The organism is Klebsiella sp. HC6, assembly GCF_022605325.1.
GTDB lineage: Bacteria > Pseudomonadota > Gammaproteobacteria > Enterobacterales > Enterobacteriaceae > Klebsiella > Klebsiella terrigena.
Genome location: NZ_CP093276.1, coordinates 1674954 through 1691990 on the forward strand (window position 1 = coordinate 1674954; position 17037 = coordinate 1691990).

At 56.1% G+C, this 17037-nt stretch carries 13 protein-coding genes and 4 tRNA genes; 7 read left to right on the top strand and 10 right to left on the bottom strand.

Going from position 1 to position 17037, the window contains the following annotated elements; genetic code table 11:
• Positions 1–38 precede the first annotated feature (38 nt).
• Positions 39–114: transfer RNA gene (locus tag MMW58_RS08305), tRNA-Val, on the bottom strand.
• Between the two features lie 44 nt (positions 115–158).
• Positions 159–234: transfer RNA gene (locus MMW58_RS08310), tRNA-Val, on the bottom strand.
• Between the two features lie 259 nt (positions 235–493).
• Here MMW58_RS08310 and gltX point away from each other — a divergent pair.
• A complete protein-coding gene (gltX, locus tag MMW58_RS08315; protein WP_241723105.1) occupies positions 494–1912 on the top strand; it encodes a glutamate--tRNA ligase in 1419 nt (472 codons plus the stop codon).
• A 42-nt stretch (positions 1913–1954) separates the two neighbouring features.
• Here the strand turns inward: gltX and MMW58_RS08320 are convergent, their stop codons facing one another.
• Entirely contained in the window at positions 1955–2356 is a 402-nt protein-coding gene (locus tag MMW58_RS08320; RefSeq protein WP_076947760.1) for a YfeC-like transcriptional regulator, read from the bottom strand.
• A 4-nt stretch (positions 2357–2360) separates the two neighbouring features.
• Positions 2361–2714 carry a YfeC-like transcriptional regulator gene (locus MMW58_RS08325; protein WP_045856178.1) on the bottom strand — a complete coding sequence of 118 codons (354 nt, stop codon included), beginning with the start codon at positions 2712–2714 and terminating at the stop codon, positions 2361–2363.
• 219 nt (positions 2715–2933) lie between these two features.
• On the opposite strand from MMW58_RS08325, the gene MMW58_RS08330 reads away from it, so the two are divergent.
• From MMW58_RS08330 to MMW58_RS08340, 3 genes are all read left to right on the top strand, one after another.
• Positions 2934–3009, top strand: a tRNA-Ala gene (locus MMW58_RS08330).
• 40 nt (positions 3010–3049) lie between these two features.
• Positions 3050–3125 (top strand) — tRNA-Ala (locus MMW58_RS08335).
• 208 nt (positions 3126–3333) lie between these two features.
• Positions 3334–5514: a sensor domain-containing phosphodiesterase gene (locus MMW58_RS08340; protein WP_241723106.1), complete on the top strand. Its 2181-nt coding sequence runs from the start codon at positions 3334–3336 to the stop codon at positions 5512–5514.
• A gap of 41 nt (positions 5515–5555) precedes the next feature.
• On the opposite strand, the gene MMW58_RS08345 is transcribed toward MMW58_RS08340, so the two are convergent.
• A complete protein-coding gene (locus MMW58_RS08345) occupies positions 5556–6758 on the bottom strand; it encodes a NupC/NupG family nucleoside CNT transporter (RefSeq protein ID WP_041146639.1) in 1203 nt (400 codons plus the stop codon).
• Between the two features lie 344 nt (positions 6759–7102).
• On the opposite strand from MMW58_RS08345, the gene MMW58_RS08350 reads away from it, so the two are divergent.
• Positions 7103–8341, top strand: coding sequence for an Nramp family divalent metal transporter (locus tag MMW58_RS08350; protein ID WP_045856173.1), 1239 nt, complete (start codon positions 7103–7105; stop codon positions 8339–8341).
• A 62-nt stretch (positions 8342–8403) separates the two neighbouring features.
• On the opposite strand, the gene MMW58_RS08355 is transcribed toward MMW58_RS08350, so the two are convergent.
• Complete coding sequence (locus MMW58_RS08355) at positions 8404–8751, bottom strand: DUF2502 domain-containing protein (protein ID WP_045856170.1); 348 nt, start codon at positions 8749–8751, stop codon at positions 8404–8406.
• 144 nt (positions 8752–8895) lie between these two features.
• A complete protein-coding gene (mgrA, locus tag MMW58_RS08360) occupies positions 8896–9888 on the bottom strand; it encodes an L-glyceraldehyde 3-phosphate reductase (protein WP_159236790.1) in 993 nt (330 codons plus the stop codon).
• A gap of 176 nt (positions 9889–10064) precedes the next feature.
• On the opposite strand from mgrA, the gene MMW58_RS08365 reads away from it, so the two are divergent.
• On the top strand, positions 10065–11726 hold the full coding sequence (locus MMW58_RS08365; protein ID WP_241723107.1) for an alpha-keto acid decarboxylase family protein: 1662 nt from the start codon (positions 10065–10067) through the stop codon (positions 11724–11726).
• Here MMW58_RS08365 and MMW58_RS08370 read toward each other — a convergent pair.
• Positions 11723–12958 (bottom strand): ion channel protein, encoded by a 1236-nt coding sequence (locus MMW58_RS08370; protein ID WP_133599327.1) that lies wholly within the window; start codon positions 12956–12958, stop codon positions 11723–11725. The two genes, MMW58_RS08365 and MMW58_RS08370, sit on opposite strands and share 4 nt — an antisense overlap.
• A 264-nt stretch (positions 12959–13222) precedes the next feature.
• Between MMW58_RS08370 and glk the strand changes: the two genes are divergently transcribed.
• Entirely contained in the window at positions 13223–14188 is a 966-nt protein-coding gene (gene glk, locus MMW58_RS08375) for a glucokinase (protein ID WP_159236788.1), read from the top strand.
• 38 nt (positions 14189–14226) lie between these two features.
• On the opposite strand, the gene MMW58_RS08380 is transcribed toward glk, so the two are convergent.
• Positions 14227–14970 carry a LytR/AlgR family response regulator transcription factor gene (locus MMW58_RS08380; protein WP_123710394.1) on the bottom strand — a complete coding sequence of 248 codons (744 nt, stop codon included), beginning with the start codon at positions 14968–14970 and terminating at the stop codon, positions 14227–14229.
• 11 nt (positions 14971–14981) lie between these two features.
• A complete protein-coding gene (locus tag MMW58_RS08385; protein ID WP_241723703.1) occupies positions 14982–16661 on the bottom strand; it encodes a sensor histidine kinase in 1680 nt (559 codons plus the stop codon).
• Between the last annotated feature and the right edge of the window lie 376 nt (positions 16662–17037).

Genomic DNA, 17037 nt, shown 5'->3' on the forward strand with positions numbered 1-17037 from the left:
ACTTCATTTTATTGCAAGAAATCCAGCTGGCGAGAAAGTGGTGGGTGATGACGGGATCGAACCGCCGACCCCCTCCTTGTAAGGGAGGTGCTCTCCCAGCTGAGCTAATCACCCACTTCTCAATTTCTTGCTACACGGCGGAGACTACGTAAAGTAGTTGGTGGGTGATGACGGGTTCGAACCGCCGACCCCCTCCTTGTAAGGGAGGTGCTCTCCCAGCTGAGCTAATCACCCCCGCTGTGTGGAGTCGCATTATAGGGAGAGTTGAAAATGAGTCAACGCCTTTTCTAAATAATTTGTTTGTTCGTCGTAAAATTAAACAAAACGATCGCGAAAGCATCCGCGGCGCATGATTTATAAACAAAAATGGCAAAGCGTGACGTTCAGACGGGAACTACATTGAGGAATCAGCCTACGGTGTTAGAATATTCACCCATAAATACCAACGGACTCTGCCGGTTGTCGGCATCTTTATTAAACGTAAGGCCATTTCATGAAAATCAAAACTCGCTTCGCGCCCAGCCCGACAGGCTATCTGCACGTTGGCGGCGCGCGTACTGCTCTCTACTCCTGGCTTTTTGCCCGCAACAACAACGGTGAGTTTGTACTGCGTATTGAAGACACCGATCTCGAGCGCTCCACGCCGGAAGCAATCGAAGCCATTATGGATGGGATGAACTGGCTGAATCTGGAGTGGGACGAAGGTCCGTATTTCCAGACTAAACGTTTTGACCGCTACAACGCCGTTATTGATGAAATGCTGGAAGCGGGCACGGCCTATAAATGCTACTGCTCTAAAGAGCGCCTCGACGCGCTGCGCGAAGAGCAGATGGCAAACGGCGAGAAACCTCGCTACGACGGTCGCTGCCGCCATGGTCACGAGCATCATGCGGACAACGAACCGTGTGTGGTGCGTTTTGCCAACCCGCAGGACGGTTCCGTTATTTTTGACGATCAGATCCGCGGACCGATTGAGTTCAGTAACCAGGAGCTGGACGATCTGATCATTCGCCGTACCGACGGTTCTCCGACCTATAACTTCTGCGTTGTCGTGGATGACTGGGATATGGCGATCACGCACGTGATCCGTGGTGAAGACCATATCAACAACACCCCGCGTCAGATCAACATCCTTAAAGCATTGAACGCGCCGGTGCCGGTCTATGCGCACGTTTCGATGATCAACGGCGATGACGGTAAAAAGCTCTCTAAGCGCCACGGTGCGGTGAGCGTGATGCAGTACCGCGACGATGGCTACCTGCCTGAAGCGCTGCTGAACTACCTGGTACGCCTGGGCTGGTCCAGCGGCGATCAGGAGATCTTCACCCGTGAAGAGATGATTAAGCTCTTCTCCCTCGGCGCGGTCAGCAAATCCGCCAGCGCGTTTAACACCGAAAAGCTGCAGTGGCTGAACCATCACTACATTAACTCCCTGGCGCCGGAGTATGTGGCAACGCATCTGCAGTGGCATATCGAGCAGGAAAATATCGATACCCGTAACGGCCCGCAGCTGGCTGAGTTGGTGAAGCTGCTCGGCGAGCGTTGCAAAACGCTGAAGGAGATGGCGGCGAGCTGCCGTTACTTCTATGAAGAGTTTGCCGAGTTTGACGCCGACGCGGCGAAAAAACACCTGCGCCCTGTTGCGCGTCAGCCGCTGGAAGTCGTACGCGATAAGCTGGCTGCGGTGACCGACTGGACGGCTGAAAACGTTCACCACGCCATTCAGGCGACGGCGGATGAGCTGGAAGTTGGGATGGGTAAAGTTGGGATGCCGCTGCGCGTTGCGGTAACCGGCGCCGGGCAATCTCCGGCCCTCGACGTGACCGTGCATGCGATTGGTAAATCCCGCAGCGTAGAACGCATCAATAAAGCGCTGGCGTTTATTGCTGAACGCGAAAGCCAGCAGGCCTGAGCATCATAAGCTACGCATAACGGCAGGGACTCCTGCCGTTGTTTACTCTTTTGACCGCTCGCCGCTAATTCCCAAGCGCGATAAAAATCCGCTGATACCCTCCCTTGCAAGAAAGTCCCGCAAATGCTGCTGTTCTTCCGGCGTCATGAGATGAAGCGTCTCGGCAATTTGTCGCCAGATAGCTCCGGCATCGTTAATAAAGTAGTGGCCTGGCGGTTCTGCCAGCTGATAATCGGCAATCAGGTGCCGCAGCGCGGGAATATTCGTCAGAAAATCGAGCACCGGCCTGTCGATAACGATGAGACGGGCGCGCCCACCTTTGACGCCGGGAATGGCCTCCGTACGCCACTTTTGCTCTCTGACCCAGCGGTTGATCGTTTGTCTGGCAAGGCCGAGACATTCCGCAAGTTCTGCCGGGGTCATCTTATCTTTTAATTTCATCATCATGTTACTGGTCGCGAATGTCCAGGCGCTGGAGTAAACCGGTGATACCTTCACGCAGCAGAAGCGACATCAGCTTTTTCTGTTCGCCGGGGGTCATCTCTTTGCTCAGCGTAAGCAGCAGCGGTTCAAGGTCGTTTTCTACGGTGGCGTAGGAGGGCGGCGTTTCAGCCACGCGCTGTGCGCTGCGAATAAAATCGCGCACCTGCTCGTTGACGTGTACGAGGCGGGCTTTGCCTCCCTGCACGCCGGGCCGGGGGGATGTTTGCCATCCTTCTTTGCGTACCCATTTATTGATTGTCTGCCGGCTGAAGCCGGTGAGATGGGCGATTTCTTCAGGTGTCATTCGTTCCTTGAGCATACTATTTCCTGAGTAAAAATGTGGGAATTAGTTGTTCATGTTATAGCATCCTTTTAGATGAAAGAGTGACATGTTTAACTTCTCCCTGCGATAAGCTTCGCAATGTCAGCTATTTGCCTGCTTTTTCAGCGATCAAATTCAGAGGGGTGATTTTGCCGTTGACACCTGACGAAGGAATTCATATTATGCCGCCCGTCAACACGACACGTTTTACGTTACGGGGCTATAGCTCAGCTGGGAGAGCGCTTGCATGGCATGCAAGAGGTCAGCGGTTCGATCCCGCTTAGCTCCACCAAATCCTGTTCCCATCAGGTTTGGTTGTAAAACGTACTGTTGGGGCTATAGCTCAGCTGGGAGAGCGCTTGCATGGCATGCAAGAGGTCAGCGGTTCGATCCCGCTTAGCTCCACCAAATTCGAAACCCTCGCTACGGCGGGGGTTTTTTGTTTTCTCCTCCGCTAATGTAAAGCACTTTGTGCTTACGTCAGAAAATCTCCTGCCAGTAGAATGAAGTGTAATTTAAGAATTTTCCCTGGCTTATTACCTTGCCTGCCATAATTAACCAACATAGTATTTATATATTAAATATAATTCCGGCGCGGGACCTTTAATTAACAATAATGATAGGCAAATTTAACATTAATATCAGAAGATCTTTACTCGCGCTGATCGTTTGTTTAATTACGATTCCATTAGCCAGGTTTATTTCACCTCAGGCATTGATTGACGGCAACCAAATTTTCCTCGCCTGGCTACCGCTAAGTATGATGTACGCGGTCATCTTTATATTTGGCCGCTATGCGGTCGGTCCGCTGATTATCGCTTTTGCTATCACTAACGTCTGGGTAATCCCTCTGACGATACCGCAGGCAGCAATTTTATTATTCTGTCAGCTATTCTCGGTGCTGGCGTCGTGCGCCGTTGTCCGCATGCTGCTCGGCAAGACGTGGCGCAGTGGGTTAACCGCAAAGCGGATGGGCATCAGAATCTTTTGGGGCGGATTTTTTGCCCCCATATTAATGAAAGTCACCATGTATCTGGCGGGGGCGTTTTTTTCTTTCCCTCTGGTTATATCGAGTTATTTCAAAGGTATGCCGGCAATTTATACCATTATTGATATTCAGAGTTTGATTTGCGCGGCGTTAATTTTTACGACCTTCTTTTATTATCCGTTGCGGATGATTATCAATCCGCGTTTTGCCCGCACATTCTGGCTTCATCATTGTCAACCGTGGCTTACGCGCGAGCGTCGGGTATTTACGCTGTACTGGTTTATGACGCTCGCAGCAATATTGGTAGTGCTCTGCGCGCCTTATGATTCTGTTTTTATCGCCGGTTATTTAGTGCCACTTATTTTTATCCTTTATTTTATTGGTATTAGCCGGCTGGGTCATGCGCTGATCCGTATTTCATGGTCCGTTTCAGCATTCTTGCTGGTTGCCTATAATCAAAATTTCCTGCAGGGCGTCAAAACCGAGTACGCATTATCATTCGTGCTCTCGGTGCTCATCTCGTTCACCATCTGCTTGTTTTATATGCTGGATATTTACGCTCAGAACGAGCGAATCAAGCTCAGATGGCGGGATCAGGCGCAGGAGGACCCGCTGACCGGATTGCCTAATCTGCGCGCGCTGGAGTGCCATTTACGCCGCAATCCTGAGGTCGCCGTCAGCAGCCTGCGAATTGATAACCTGGACTTCCTCAGCCGCCATTACGGCATGATGATGCGCGTGCACTGCAAGCGGCAGGTAGCCGGTAAGGTGCAGCCGCTGCTGGGGGCGGGGGATAAAATATTTCAGCTACCCGGCAGCGAGCTGCTGCTGGTGCTGTGTGGGCCGGAACCTGAGGCGAGGCTAGGCCACATCGTGGCGATACTTAACCACAATAAATTTAGCTGGAATAACCAGACGCTGGATCTGGAGTTCGGCGCATCGTGGGGCCGGCACCATGGCGTCGAGGCGGAGCTTCACCCGATGCTGGGCCAGCTGAGCTGGCTTTCGGAGCAGGCCTGCGCGACGCGGCGGGTGCTGGCACTGGACGCGACGCAGGGGCAGGTTTCCGATCAAACCAGCGAGCAGGTGCTGATGCTGACCCGGGTGAAGCAGGCGCTCAGCAAACGCGATCTCGTGCTGTATGCCCAGCCGATCCAGAACGCAGCGGGGGAGGGCTATTACGAAGTGCTTACGCGGATGCAGTGCGGAGAAACCGTTATTACGCCGGACCGCTTTATTCCGCTCATCGTGCAGTTCAACCTGAGCCAGCGTTTCGACATGCTGGTACTGGAAACGTTGTTCAGCACCCTGCATCGTCATCCGGGCCAGCACTTCTCCGTTAATCTGCTGCCCTACACGCTGATGCAGCGCGATAGCGCGGCGCAGATTATTGCGTTGTTCAGGCGCTACCACCTCCAGGCCGAAGCGATCACCATCGAAATTACCGAAGAGCAGGCATTCTGCGATGAGCAAACCAGCCTGCACAACATCCAGCAGCTGCGGGATTTTGGCTGCGCCATTGCTATCGATGACTTCGGTACCGGCTATGCGAACTATGAGCGCTTGAAGCGGCTCCAGGCGGATATCGTGAAGATTGACGGCTGCTTCGTGCGCGACGTGGAGACCGATCCTCTGGATGCGATCATTATTAAATCCATTATCGAGATGGCGAGGGTGAAAAATCTGACGGTTGTGGCGGAGTACGTGGAAACGGAAGAGCAGAGGGCGCGGCTGCTGGCGCTTGGCGTCGACTATTTGCAGGGCTACCTGATCGGCAAGCCCCGGCCGCTTCAGGAATTACAGGCGTAAAAAAGCCGGGACCAGCCCGGCTTTTGCACAACCTAAAGAAATTACAGTACCAGCGCGGCGATAGACGCTGAGAGCACGCTCACCAGGGTTGAGCCGTAAACCAGCTTCAGGCCAAAGCGGGAAACAACGTTACCCTGCTCTTCGTTCAGGCCTTTAATCGCCCCGGCAATAATCCCGATTGAGGAGAAGTTGGCGAAGGAGACCAGGAAGATGGAGATAATGCCTTCCGCACGCGGAGAGAGCGTGCTGGCAATTTTCTGCAGATCCATCATCGCAACGAATTCGTTTGAAACCAGTTTAGTCGCCATGATACTGCCGACCTGCAGCGCTTCACCTGCCGGTACGCCCATCACCCATGCAACCGGGTAGAAGATGTAGCCGAGGATACCCTGGAAGGAGATGCTGTAACCGAACCAGCCGGTAACGGTCGCGAACAGGGCGTTCAGCGCAGAGATTAACGCGATGAAACCAATCAGCATCGCCGCAACGATAATCGCCACTTTAAAGCCTGCCAGGATGTACTCACCCAGCATTTCAAAGAAGCTCTGACCTTCATGCAGGTTCGACATCTGCAGATTTTCTTCGCTTTCATCAACGCGGTAAGGGTTAATCAGCGACAGTACGATAAAGGTGCTGAACATGTTAAGAACCAGCGCCGCAACGACGTACTTCGGCTGCAGCATGGTCATGTACGCGCCGACGATAGACATGGAAACGGTGGACATCGCGGTAGCCGCCATGGTGTACATGCGGTTACGCGACATTTTGCCGAGGATATCTTTATAGGCGATAAAGTTTTCCGACTGGCCCAGAATCAGCGAGCTGACGGCGTTGAATGATTCCAGCTTACCCATGCCGTTGATTTTGGACAGCACGGTACCGATCGCGCGAATGACGATAGGCAGGATGCGGATATGCTGCAAAATACCGATCAGCGCAGAGATGAAGACGATTGGGCACAGAACCTTGAGGAAGAAGAAGGCGAGGCCTTTATCGTTCATATTGCCGAAGACGAAGTTGGTCCCTTCATTAGCAAAGCCGAGAAGTTTTTCGAACATCTCGGAGAATCCTTTCACGAAGCCCAGACCGATATCGGAGTTCAGGAAGAACCAGGCCAGCAGGACTTCAATGACTAGCAATTGAATAACATAACGAATACGAATCTGCTTACGGTTGTGGCTGACCAAAAGGGCCAAAATAGCCACCACGACGATCGCGAGAATAAAGTGCAGGACGCGGTCCATATTTGCTCCAAATATGAGGCAGGTTAAATTTCTGTGCACATTCTATGTAACAAGCCCAAAGAAAACGAGATCAAATCCACACTATTGCAAGGAACTGTGACTAATCACCAAAATAGTGATCGAACATACATTTTTGTTATGTTGCGTAAAGGTTTTAAAAGTTGCTTAGTTGTACTAATCTGATGACCAGGCGGGATGGGCTCCATCACTGCCACCTTTTCGTTGTTAGCCGCTATCGTTCCCCCCTATCAAAGCAATAATTATCGCCGTTACAAATGAACTTGATAATCATTCGCATTTTGGTAGCATTAAACATAGCAAAGGCTATATTTCTGAGGCAGAAAATGACAAGTAGTCGCGTTGAGAATAGCAGCGGTCGCGCAGCGCGCAAGATGAAGCTCGCTTTGATGGGGCCTGCCTTTATTGCTGCCATCGGGTATATCGATCCCGGTAACTTTGCGACCAATATCCAGGCGGGCGCCAGCTTCGGCTACCAGCTGCTGTGGGTGGTGGTGTGGGCAAACCTGATGGCGATGCTGATTCAGGTGCTGTCGGCAAAGCTGGGAATTGCGACGGGTAAAAATCTCGCGGAGCAGATCCGCGACCACTATCCGCGCCCGGTAGTGTGGTTCTATTGGGTGCAGGCGGAAATTATCGCCATGGCGACGGACCTGGCCGAGTTTATCGGCGCGGCGATCGGCTTTAAGCTGCTGCTTGGCGTCTCTTTACTGCAGGGCGCCGTGCTGACCGGTATCGCCACGTTTTTGATTTTGATGCTACAGCGTCGCGGGCAAAAGCCGCTGGAGAAGGTCATTGGCGGGTTGCTGCTGTTCGTTGCCGGCGCCTATATCGTGGAGCTGATTTTCTCCCAGCCGGCGCTGGCGCCGTTGGCGAAAGGGATGATTATCCCGAGCCTGCCTAACGGAGAAGCGGTGTTCCTGGCGGCCGGGGTGCTGGGGGCCACCATTATGCCTCACGTCATCTATCTACACTCGTCGCTGACCCAGAACCTGCATGACGGCACGCGCAAAGAGCGCTATAACGCCACCCGCTGGGATGTAGCGATTGCCATGACCATCGCCGGCTTTGTTAACCTGGCGATGATGGCCACCGCTGCCGCCGCGTTTCACTTTAACGGTCATACCGGCGTCGCCGATCTTGATGCCGCCTACCTGACGCTGGAGCCGCTGCTGAGCCACGCCGCGGCAACCATATTCGGCCTCAGCCTGGTGGCTGCCGGGCTGTCGTCGACGGTGGTAGGGACCCTGGCGGGCCAGGTGGTGATGCAGGGGTTTATTCGCTTTCATATCCCGCTGTGGTTTCGCCGGGCGATTACCATGCTGCCGTCGTTTATCGTCATCATGATGGGGCTCGATCCGACCCGTATCTTAGTGATGAGCCAGGTGCTACTGAGCTTTGGTATTGCGCTGGCGCTGGTGCCGCTGCTGATTTTTACCAGTAATCCGAAGCTGATGGGCGATCTGGTGAATACGGCATGGATTAAGCGAACCGGCTGGGTCATCGTGGCGATTGTGGTTGCGCTGAACGGCTGGCTGCTGGTGGGAACGGTGCTGGGATTATAAGCGGGTAATCAAACGGGGGAGCTGCAAGGCTCCCCCGTTTGATTAAACTGATTGCAGGACATTCAGTGATGGCCGTGACCGTGTCCGCGACCTCCCGGTCCACGCCCCCAGCCGCCGCGACGGTCGTCGCGATCGTTCCAGCCCTCACGGTAGCCGCGTTCATAAGCTTTGCGCTTATCCCAGCCGCGGTGACGGCCGTTGTCATGATGCCGCCAGCGGTTGTCGCGCCATTCGTAGTTACGACGCCAGTAATCACGGTCGCGCCAGCCGCCACCGTCCCAGTAATTACCGTAATTGTCGCGATCGCCTATTTGTAATTTTACAGATGGCAGCAGGGTGATTTCCCCGGCGTTAGCAACTAATGGCGCTGAGGCCAGCAGCACGGCAGCCAGTATCAGTGACCTGAACATACTCTTCTCCTTCACGATCGAGCCTTGCGGCTTGTGAACGTGATATTACGAGGCGGTGAAGCCCCGCAGCATTGGATGAACTCCTAAATCGCGGATAAGAGCACTTTTTGCTAAAGTGACTTTTTTGCTAAAGTAACTTTTTGTTTACGCCGCCAGAATCACGTCTATTTTCGCGCACTCATCAGGGCTGAAGTGGCGGTTGGCGAGCATCCCGACGGCATCGTCAAGCTGGGCCGTTTTGCTGGCCCCGATCAGCACCGAGGTCACTTTTTCCCCGCGAAGCACCCAGGCCAGCGCCATCTGCGATAGCTTCTGTCCGCGCGCCTGCGCCAGGGCGTCCAGCTGACGGACTTTCTCCAGTTTTTCTGCCGTCAGCTGATCCGCCTGCAGGAAGCGGCTGCCGCTGGCGGCCCGGGAATCTGCCGGGATACCGTGTAAATAGCGGTCGGTCAGCTGGCCGCCGGCCAGCGGTGAAAACGCAATGCTTCCGACCCCCTCGGCCTGCAGGAAATCCAGCAGCCCGTCTTCAACCCAGCGCTCTAACATGGAGTATTTTGGCTGATGAATAATGCACGGCGTGCCGAGATCGTTGAGAATGCTAACCGCTTCCGTCGCCTGGGCGAGGGGGTAGTTGGATAGCCCGACGTAAAGCGCTTTACCCTGACGCACGATATGGTCCAGCGCGCGCATGGTTTCCAGCAGCGGAGTCTCGGGATCGGGGCGGTGATGATAGAAGATATCGACGTATTCCAGCCCCATCCGTTTCAGGCTCTGATCGAGGCTGGCAATCAGATACTTGCGCGACCCCCAGTCGCCGTAAGGCCCGTCCCACATGGTGTAACCGGCCTTGCTGGAGATAATCAGCTCATCGCGATAAGGTAAAAAATCCTCCCGCAGGATGCGGCCGAAATTGCTCTCAGCGGAACCCGGCGGCGGCCCGTAGTTGTTGGCCAGATCGAAGTGCGTAATGCCGAGATCGAAGGCGTGACGCAGCAGCTGGCGGCTGGTTTCTACTCGCGTTTCGTCACCAAAGTTATGCCAAAGGCCGAGAGAAACTGCCGGCAGCTTTAGCCCGCTCTGGCCGCATCGGCGGAACTCCATTGTCTCATATCGCGTCGCATTTGCCTGGTAAACCATACTTCCTCCGCAGATAAAACAGCTTGTGTATACGTTTACACTAAAGAATGTTCAGCCCGGAGTACACACCCCAAAGTCGTAAATTTTGCTTTCCACCTCATATATTCGACACAATCTGGACAGTTCGATCGCTTATTCAATACTCAAATTACCTGCACGGGATGAGGAGTATGGCTATGCAACCGACTTACACGATTGGCGATTATCTGCTGGATCGCCTTGTAGATTGCGGCATAGACCGCTTGTTTGGCGTACCGGGAGATTACAACCTGCAGTTCCTCGATCGTGTGATTGCGCATGAGGCGCTGGGATGGGTCGGCTGCGCGAACGAACTGAACGCCGCCTATGCGGCCGACGGCTATGCGCGTATTAAGGGCGCCGGCGCGCTGCTGACGACCTACGGCGTTGGCGAGCTGAGCGCGCTTAACGGCGTGGCGGGCAGCTATGCCGAACACGTCCCGGTTCTGCATATCGTGGGCGCCCCCTGCAGCGGCGCCCAGCAGCGGGGGGAGCTGCTGCACCACACGCTGGGGGACGGCGACTTTACCCATTTTGCGCGCATGAGCGAGCAGATTACCTGCACTCAGGCCACCCTGACGGCGGGCAACGCCTGCCATGAAATCGATCGCGTCTTCAGCGAAATGCTGGCCCACCATCGTCCCGGCTATTTAATGCTGCCCGCCGACGTCGCAAGGGCCAGCGCCACGCCGCCCGCGCGTCGTCTGGTGATTGAGGGTCCGCCGGCGGACGAGAATCAGCTGGCCGGCTTTCAGGAGTATGCGGGACAGCTGCTGCGGGGCAGCCGGCGGGTATCGCTGCTGGCGGATTTTCTCGCCCAGCGCTATGGCCTACAGGAAACGCTAAGAACCTGGGTCGAAAAAACGCCGATCGCTCACGCCACCATGCTGATGGGCAAGGGGCTCTTTGACGAGCAGAATCCCGGTTTTGTCGGGACCTACAGCGGCATCGCCAGCGCACCCCAAACCCGCGAGACCATTGAAAACGCCGATACCATTATCTGCGTAGGCACGCGCTTTACCGACACCATTACCGCCGGATTTACCCAGCATTTACCGCCCGAGCGCACCATTGAGATCCAGCCGTTCGCCGTCAGGGTAGGGGAGCGCTGGTTTAGTCGGATCCCGATGGATCAGGCGCTGGCGGTCCTGATCGGGCTCTCCGCCAGCCTGGCGGCGGAGTGGACGCTGCCGCCGGTCTCGCTGCCGGAGGTTGGCGGCGCTACCGGCGGCACGCTGACGCAAAAAAGCTTCTGGAGCACCGTACAGGAGCAGCTGAGGCCGGGGGATATTATTCTCGCCGATCAGGGAACCGCGGCATTCGGCGTCGCGGCGCTGAGGCTGCCCTCGGATGCGACGCTGCTGGTTCAGCCGCTGTGGGGGTCGATAGGCTTTACGCTGCCGGCGGCCTACGGCGCGCAGACCGCCGCGCCGGATCGAAGGGTGGTATTGATTATCGGCGATGGCGCAGCGCAGCTCACGATCCAGGAGATGGGCTCGATGCTGCGCGACAAGCAGCGGCCGCTCATACTGCTGCTTAACAACGAAGGCTATACGGTTGAGCGGGCGATCCACGGGCCGGAGCAGCGCTATAACGATATCGCCCTCTGGGACTGGAACCGCCTGCCGGAGGCGTTTGCCCCCGACGTTCCTTCGCGCTGCTGGCGCGTGACGCGCACCGCGGAGCTGAAGGAGGCGATGAACGACAGCCTGGCCTCCGACCGGCTGACGCTGGTCGAGGTGATGCTGCCAAAAATGGATATCCCCGACTTTTTGCGGGCGGTGACCGAGGCTCTTGAGGAGCGCAACAGCCGCCTTTAGTCGGGGCGTCGTTTAATCATCATCAGCGGCTTCCCGGCCAGCAGCAGCCAGGCCGGGAGCATCACCATGCACAGCAGCGGCAGCAGCGTGGTGTCCGGCACCACGACGGCGGCCATAAACAGGCTCAGCCAGCCGTCACGGGTGACCACCAGCGTCATTCCGAGAATCGCGCAGGAAACCGTAATCGCCGCCGGGACGGCGTCAACGTGCGCATGCAGCATCAGGCCCAGCGCCACGCCGACGAAGACCGCCGGGAAAATTCGCCCGCCGCGAAAGCCGCTGGCGGCAGCGATCGTCAGCGCCGCCAGCTTCACCAGCGCAATCAGCATAAAGTCGCCGCCGCTCAGGGTCTGGCTGAACGCCATTTGCTGCATCTCATCCAGCCCTTTAAACAGGGTGATATGCCCGCCGACGGTTCCGAGAATGCCGAGCAGCAAACCGCCGATCCCGAGCGTTAAAACGGGGCTTTTCAGGCGGTGCATCAGCGCATGCAGGCGCGGCAAGCACCAGACGGCAACCATGCCTACGGCAATCGCGATCAGCGTGACCACCGCGCCGCTAAAGATATCCACCAGCTGCATCTGCGGATAGTGCGGGATCGGTAGCGAGAAGTGGGGGTTGAAGAACAGGCTGGTTGTCAGGGCGCCGGCCGCCGCCGCCAGCAGCGGGGCAAAAAGGCGGTCCCACAGCGGGACGTCGTTGCTGCCGTTAAGGGTTTGCGAAAAGATCAGCGCGGCGGCAACCGGCGTGCCAAACAGGGCGCCGATAGTCCCGGAGGCGGCGAGGATCGTCCAGTCAAGCGAGCTGACGCGGGGAAAGAGGCGCGAACCGATGGCCACCGCCAGGGCGATATTGACCACCATGATGGGGTGTTCTGGCCCAAGGCTGACGCCGCCCGCGAGGCCTAAAATGAGCGCGGCAATCAGCCCCGGCAGGGCGCTGGTGCTGACCGGCGCGCCGACCAGCGATTCAGCCGCCGGGTCGGGCCCGGCGTGGCCTGGGCTAAAGCGGATAACCAGACCGACGGCAATGCCGGTGAGCGTCAGAATGGCAATGGTCCAGAGATGCCCGCCGGCGTTAAGGCCGAGGCTCAGCGGCAAAACGCTCCAGAGGATATTCTGCAGGACGCTCGCAACCTTCATCGTCACAATCAATACCAGGCTGGACGCAATCCCGATGATAACCGCCGGGACCGATAGCAACAGCATTGTTCTGGCGCGCGGATGCAGCATGAAAATTTCCTTTTGCAGGTTGCGGAGCACTACTTTGCCTTCGCGCCAGGAGAGCGTCGATGCAAATGGTGCTGAAACGATAAACTTAAGGCTATGCCTGACGATCGCAGCGGCGCGGGATAAACCATTTTGCACAGATTACAGCCTAAATGTGATATAGGTCGCTAAACTGTGGGCGCTTATACGTTGGTCGTTGTTGTTAGGGCATCATGAATTTACAGTGTGCCAAAAGAATCATTTTGACTTTAGTGGAGCCGTAACGGAATGACAAAATTTGCTTTAGTAGGGGATGTCGGCGGAACCAATGCCCGACTGGCATTATGTGATATGGCGAACGGGGAGATCTCCCGCGCCAAAACCTATTCCGGGCTCGATTATCCCAGTCTCGAAGCCGTCGTTCGCGTCTATCTCGACGAGCACAGCGTCGACGTCGAGGACGGCTGCATTGCTATTGCCTGCCCGATCACCGGCGACTGGGTGGCGATGACCAACCATACCTGGGCGTTTTCCATCGCCGAAATGAAAAGCAACCTCGGGTTCGCCCATCTGGAAATCATCAACGATTTCACGGCGGTATCGATGGCGATTCCGATGCTAAAAGCCGAGCACCTGATTCAGTTTGGCGGCACGGCGCCGGTAGAGGGGAAACCTATCGCCGTCTATGGCGCGGGGACCGGCCTCGGCGTGGCGCATCTGGTCCACGTTGATAAACGCTGGGTCAGCCTGCCGGGCGAGGGCGGCCACGTCGACTTCGCGCCGAACAGCGAAGAAGAGGGCATTATTCTGGAAGAGCTGCGCGCCGAGCTGGGACACGTTTCCGCCGAACGCGTGCTCTCAGGCCCGGGTCTGGTATACCTCTATCGCGCGATAGTGAAATCTGATGGTCGTTTACCGGAAAATCTGCAGCCGAAAGACGTGACCGAACGCGCGCTTGCTGACTCCTGCACCGACTGCCGCCGCGCGCTGTCGCTGTTCTGCGTGATCATGGGCCGTTTTGGCGGCAACCTGGCGCTGACGCTGGCGACCTTTGGCGGCGTGTATATTGCGGGCGGTATCGTGCCGCGCTTCCTCGAATTCTTTAAGGCGTCCGGCTTCCGCGGCGGTTTTGAAGATAAAGGGCGCTTTAAAGCCTTCGTGCAGGATATTCCGGTGTACCTGATTGTCCATGACAATCCGGGGCTGCTGGGGTCCGGCGCGCATTTACGCCAGACGCTCGGCCAAATCCTCTAAACCACGCCTCCGGGCCCTCGGGCCCGGATAAGCGCCGGCTACAGGTGCATCAGCTGGCGGAACTCTTTGACCTTGCTGCGGCTCACCGGCACCTGAAACTCCAGATCCCGCAGCCGCAGAACGTAGGTGTTATTAAACCACGGCTCAATTTCGCGAATTTTGTTCAGATTGACGCAGTAGGAGCGGTGGCATCGGAAGAAGTGCGCTGGCGGCAGTTTGGCGCAAAACTCCGTGATGTTCATCGGCATCACGAACGACTCCCGCCGGGTATAGACAAACGTCATTTTTTCATGCGCTTCCGCGTAGTAGATATCGTGAATGCTGGTGACGATAATCCGCTCGTCTTTGATCAGATTGATGGTGTCGTTTTCCCGCTGCGGGTTCGGCGCCGCGCTGGCGCTGGCCGCCGGAAGCTGCTGCTGTTGCCAGGCGCTGCTTAGCTTCTGCAGCATGTTGATAATGCGTGATTCCTGATAGGGCTTGAGGATGTAATCGAACGCCTCCAGCTCAAATGCCTCTACGGCGTGCTCTTTCCAGGCGGTGATAAACACAATAAACGGCTTGTGGGCAAACTGGCTGATGTTCTGCGCCAGCAGAACGCCGTCCAGCGAGGGGATGTTGATGTCGAGAAAAATGGCATCGACCCTGTTGTGCTGCAGAAACTTCAGCACGTCCAGCCCGTCGTCAAAGGTACCGACAATCTCCATCTGGCTGTGGGTGTTAATCAGCCAGGTCAGCTCCTGTTGCGCCGGGAACTCGTCCTCAACGATGATGACTTTCATTTTTTCTCCGCTCATGGCAGCAGCGACACCGGCGTAGGCTGAGGGGCGTTGCGGTTGGGCACGTAGAAGGTGATCTCCGTACCCGGGGTCATGCGCCGGATATGCAGCCCTTCACCGTACAGCAGTTTGACCCGATGGTGAACGTTGAGCAGGCCGATTTTATTCCCCGGCATTTCATCGGCCTCCACCCGGGCGACGACGGCCGGATCGATGCCGTTGCCGGTATCACGGACGCTAATCCGTACCCGGTTCCCACACTCGTTGATGCCAATCGTGACCACGCCTTTTCCCTTGCAGGGCTGGATCCCGTGAACAATCGCATTTTCTACCAGCGGCTGGATCAGCAGGCTGGGAATGACGCAGCTGACTTCATCATCGATATCATAGATAACGGTGAGCTTGTCGCCGAAGCGCGCCTGTTCAATGGCAATGTAGTCCTTGATTTGGTACAGCTCCCTTTTAATATCAATCTGCTCGTCGTCTTTTAATTCAATGTTATAGCGTAAATAGCGCGATAAATTAAAAATAAGCTGACGCGCGGTATCCGGATTCATGCGAATCGATGACGAAATGGCGTTGAGCGCGTTGAAGAGAAAGTGCGGATTGATTTTACTCTGCAGCGCGCGCAGCTCGGCCCTGTTGGCCATTTCCCGCAGCTGCTCCGCGCGGGAGACCTCCAGCTGGGTGGAGATAATTTGCGACAGGCCTATCGCCATCTCCTGCAGCGACGAAGTGATGCGGTGCGCGTGGCAGTAGTAGATTTTCAGCGTCCCGGTGACGACGCCTTTTTCCCGCAATGGGATCACCAGCATCGAGTGAATTTCCGGAGTTCTGTACGCCTCATCGTTGTTCTTGATGATAATTTTTCCACTCTCAATCGCCTGGCGAGTGGTGGGGCTAATGGCGTTGTCGCGGTCGTGATAGTTGCCCTCGCCAAAGCCAACGTAGGCCAGCACCCGATCGGTGGTGGTGATCGCCACCGCATCGGCGTTGATATCACGGCGGATAATGTCGCAGACCTGGCGGAGCGACTCGCTGTTAACGTGGCGAAACAGCGGCAGCGTTTTGTTGGCAATATCCAGCGCCAGCTTGGCCTGGCGCGCGGCGCTGGCCTCTTTTTCTCCCTCGACGCTCTGCACCAGCAGGACGATAAAACCGATACTGACGCTGCCGAGGATCATCGGAATACCGATTTTCGAGACGATATCGAGGCCCAGTGAAAAGGAGGGCGCCCACAGCACCACGAGGATCATGGTCAGCGTTTCGCAGAGCATCCCGGCGAGGATCCCGGCCTTCCAGCGCTGGGCCTTGGGCACCCTGCGGCCGATCAGTCCGGACAATAGCCCGGCGATGATGCTGGTGATAAAGCAGGGGATGGCGGTAACGCCGTCGATATCGATCAGGTAGCGGTGCACCCCGGCAATGACGCCAACGATGGCGCCGACCCACGGGCCAAACAGGATACCGCCGGACATCACTGCGATGATGCGCACGTTGACCAGCGAACCCTCCACCGGTACGCCTGACCAGGTACTGAACAGGGCAAACAGGGAGAAGATGGCGGTGACGGCCAGCAGCTCCTTCGGCGTATGGGCAGATTTATGCAGCAGTTCGCGAAACAGCCGCAGGCGGATGAGGAAAAAAAGACAAATTAGCATCAGTGCCGCGCGGTCAAAAACTGCGAGCAGCATGGTGAATATTTCGTGCATGGAGGCGCCGTGTCATTCGCGGGAAAACGCTATGATAAAAAACCTCGCCCCAGAAGGCCAGCCGCAGACAATAATAGGGAACAGGCACACTTTTAAAAGGGGATCTTCAGCAAAAGGCGGGCGGCCGCGAAGGCGAGAGTCCTGCGGCTAAAATCAGGTAATATAAAAGATATTAAGATGTTACTTTCAACGATCGTATTGGCTAAATCCGGATCCGCCGCTGCCGTATTTACTGGAACGAGTACCCGTTTTTTGTGCCAGATTTTATTTTTTCTCTGCCCTCTCGACAGCGTGAATTTTTTCGGGTTATTTTCTTAACGTGTCGCAACAGCGGCAGCGTCGCTCGGACGGTCCGGGC

Excerpts from the sequence above, each read along its gene's own strand:
- gltX (WP_241723105.1), top strand. The coding sequence starts at position 494 with ATGAAAATCAAAACTCGCTTCGCGCCCAGCCCGACAGGCTATCTGCAC.
- MMW58_RS08320 (WP_076947760.1), bottom strand. The coding sequence starts at position 2,356 with ATGATGAAATTAAAAGATAAGATGACCCCGGCAGAACTTGCGGAATGT.
- MMW58_RS08325 (WP_045856178.1), bottom strand. The coding sequence starts at position 2,714 with ATGCTCAAGGAACGAATGACACCTGAAGAAATCGCCCATCTCACCGGC.
- MMW58_RS08340 (WP_241723106.1), top strand. The coding sequence starts at position 3,334 with ATGATAGGCAAATTTAACATTAATATCAGAAGATCTTTACTCGCGCTG.
- MMW58_RS08345 (WP_041146639.1), bottom strand. The coding sequence starts at position 6,758 with ATGGACCGCGTCCTGCACTTTATTCTCGCGATCGTCGTGGTGGCTATT.
- MMW58_RS08350 (WP_045856173.1), top strand. The coding sequence starts at position 7,103 with ATGACAAGTAGTCGCGTTGAGAATAGCAGCGGTCGCGCAGCGCGCAAG.
- MMW58_RS08355 (WP_045856170.1), bottom strand. The coding sequence starts at position 8,751 with ATGTTCAGGTCACTGATACTGGCTGCCGTGCTGCTGGCCTCAGCGCCA.
- mgrA (WP_159236790.1), bottom strand. The coding sequence starts at position 9,888 with ATGGTTTACCAGGCAAATGCGACGCGATATGAGACAATGGAGTTCCGC.
- MMW58_RS08365 (WP_241723107.1), top strand. The coding sequence starts at position 10,065 with ATGCAACCGACTTACACGATTGGCGATTATCTGCTGGATCGCCTTGTA.
- MMW58_RS08370 (WP_133599327.1), bottom strand. The coding sequence starts at position 12,958 with ATGCTGCATCCGCGCGCCAGAACAATGCTGTTGCTATCGGTCCCGGCG.
- glk (WP_159236788.1), top strand. The coding sequence starts at position 13,223 with ATGACAAAATTTGCTTTAGTAGGGGATGTCGGCGGAACCAATGCCCGA.
- MMW58_RS08380 (WP_123710394.1), bottom strand. The coding sequence starts at position 14,970 with ATGAAAGTCATCATCGTTGAGGACGAGTTCCCGGCGCAACAGGAGCTG.
- MMW58_RS08385 (WP_241723703.1), bottom strand. The coding sequence starts at position 16,661 with ATGCTGCTCGCAGTTTTTGACCGCGCGGCACTGATGCTAATTTGTCTT.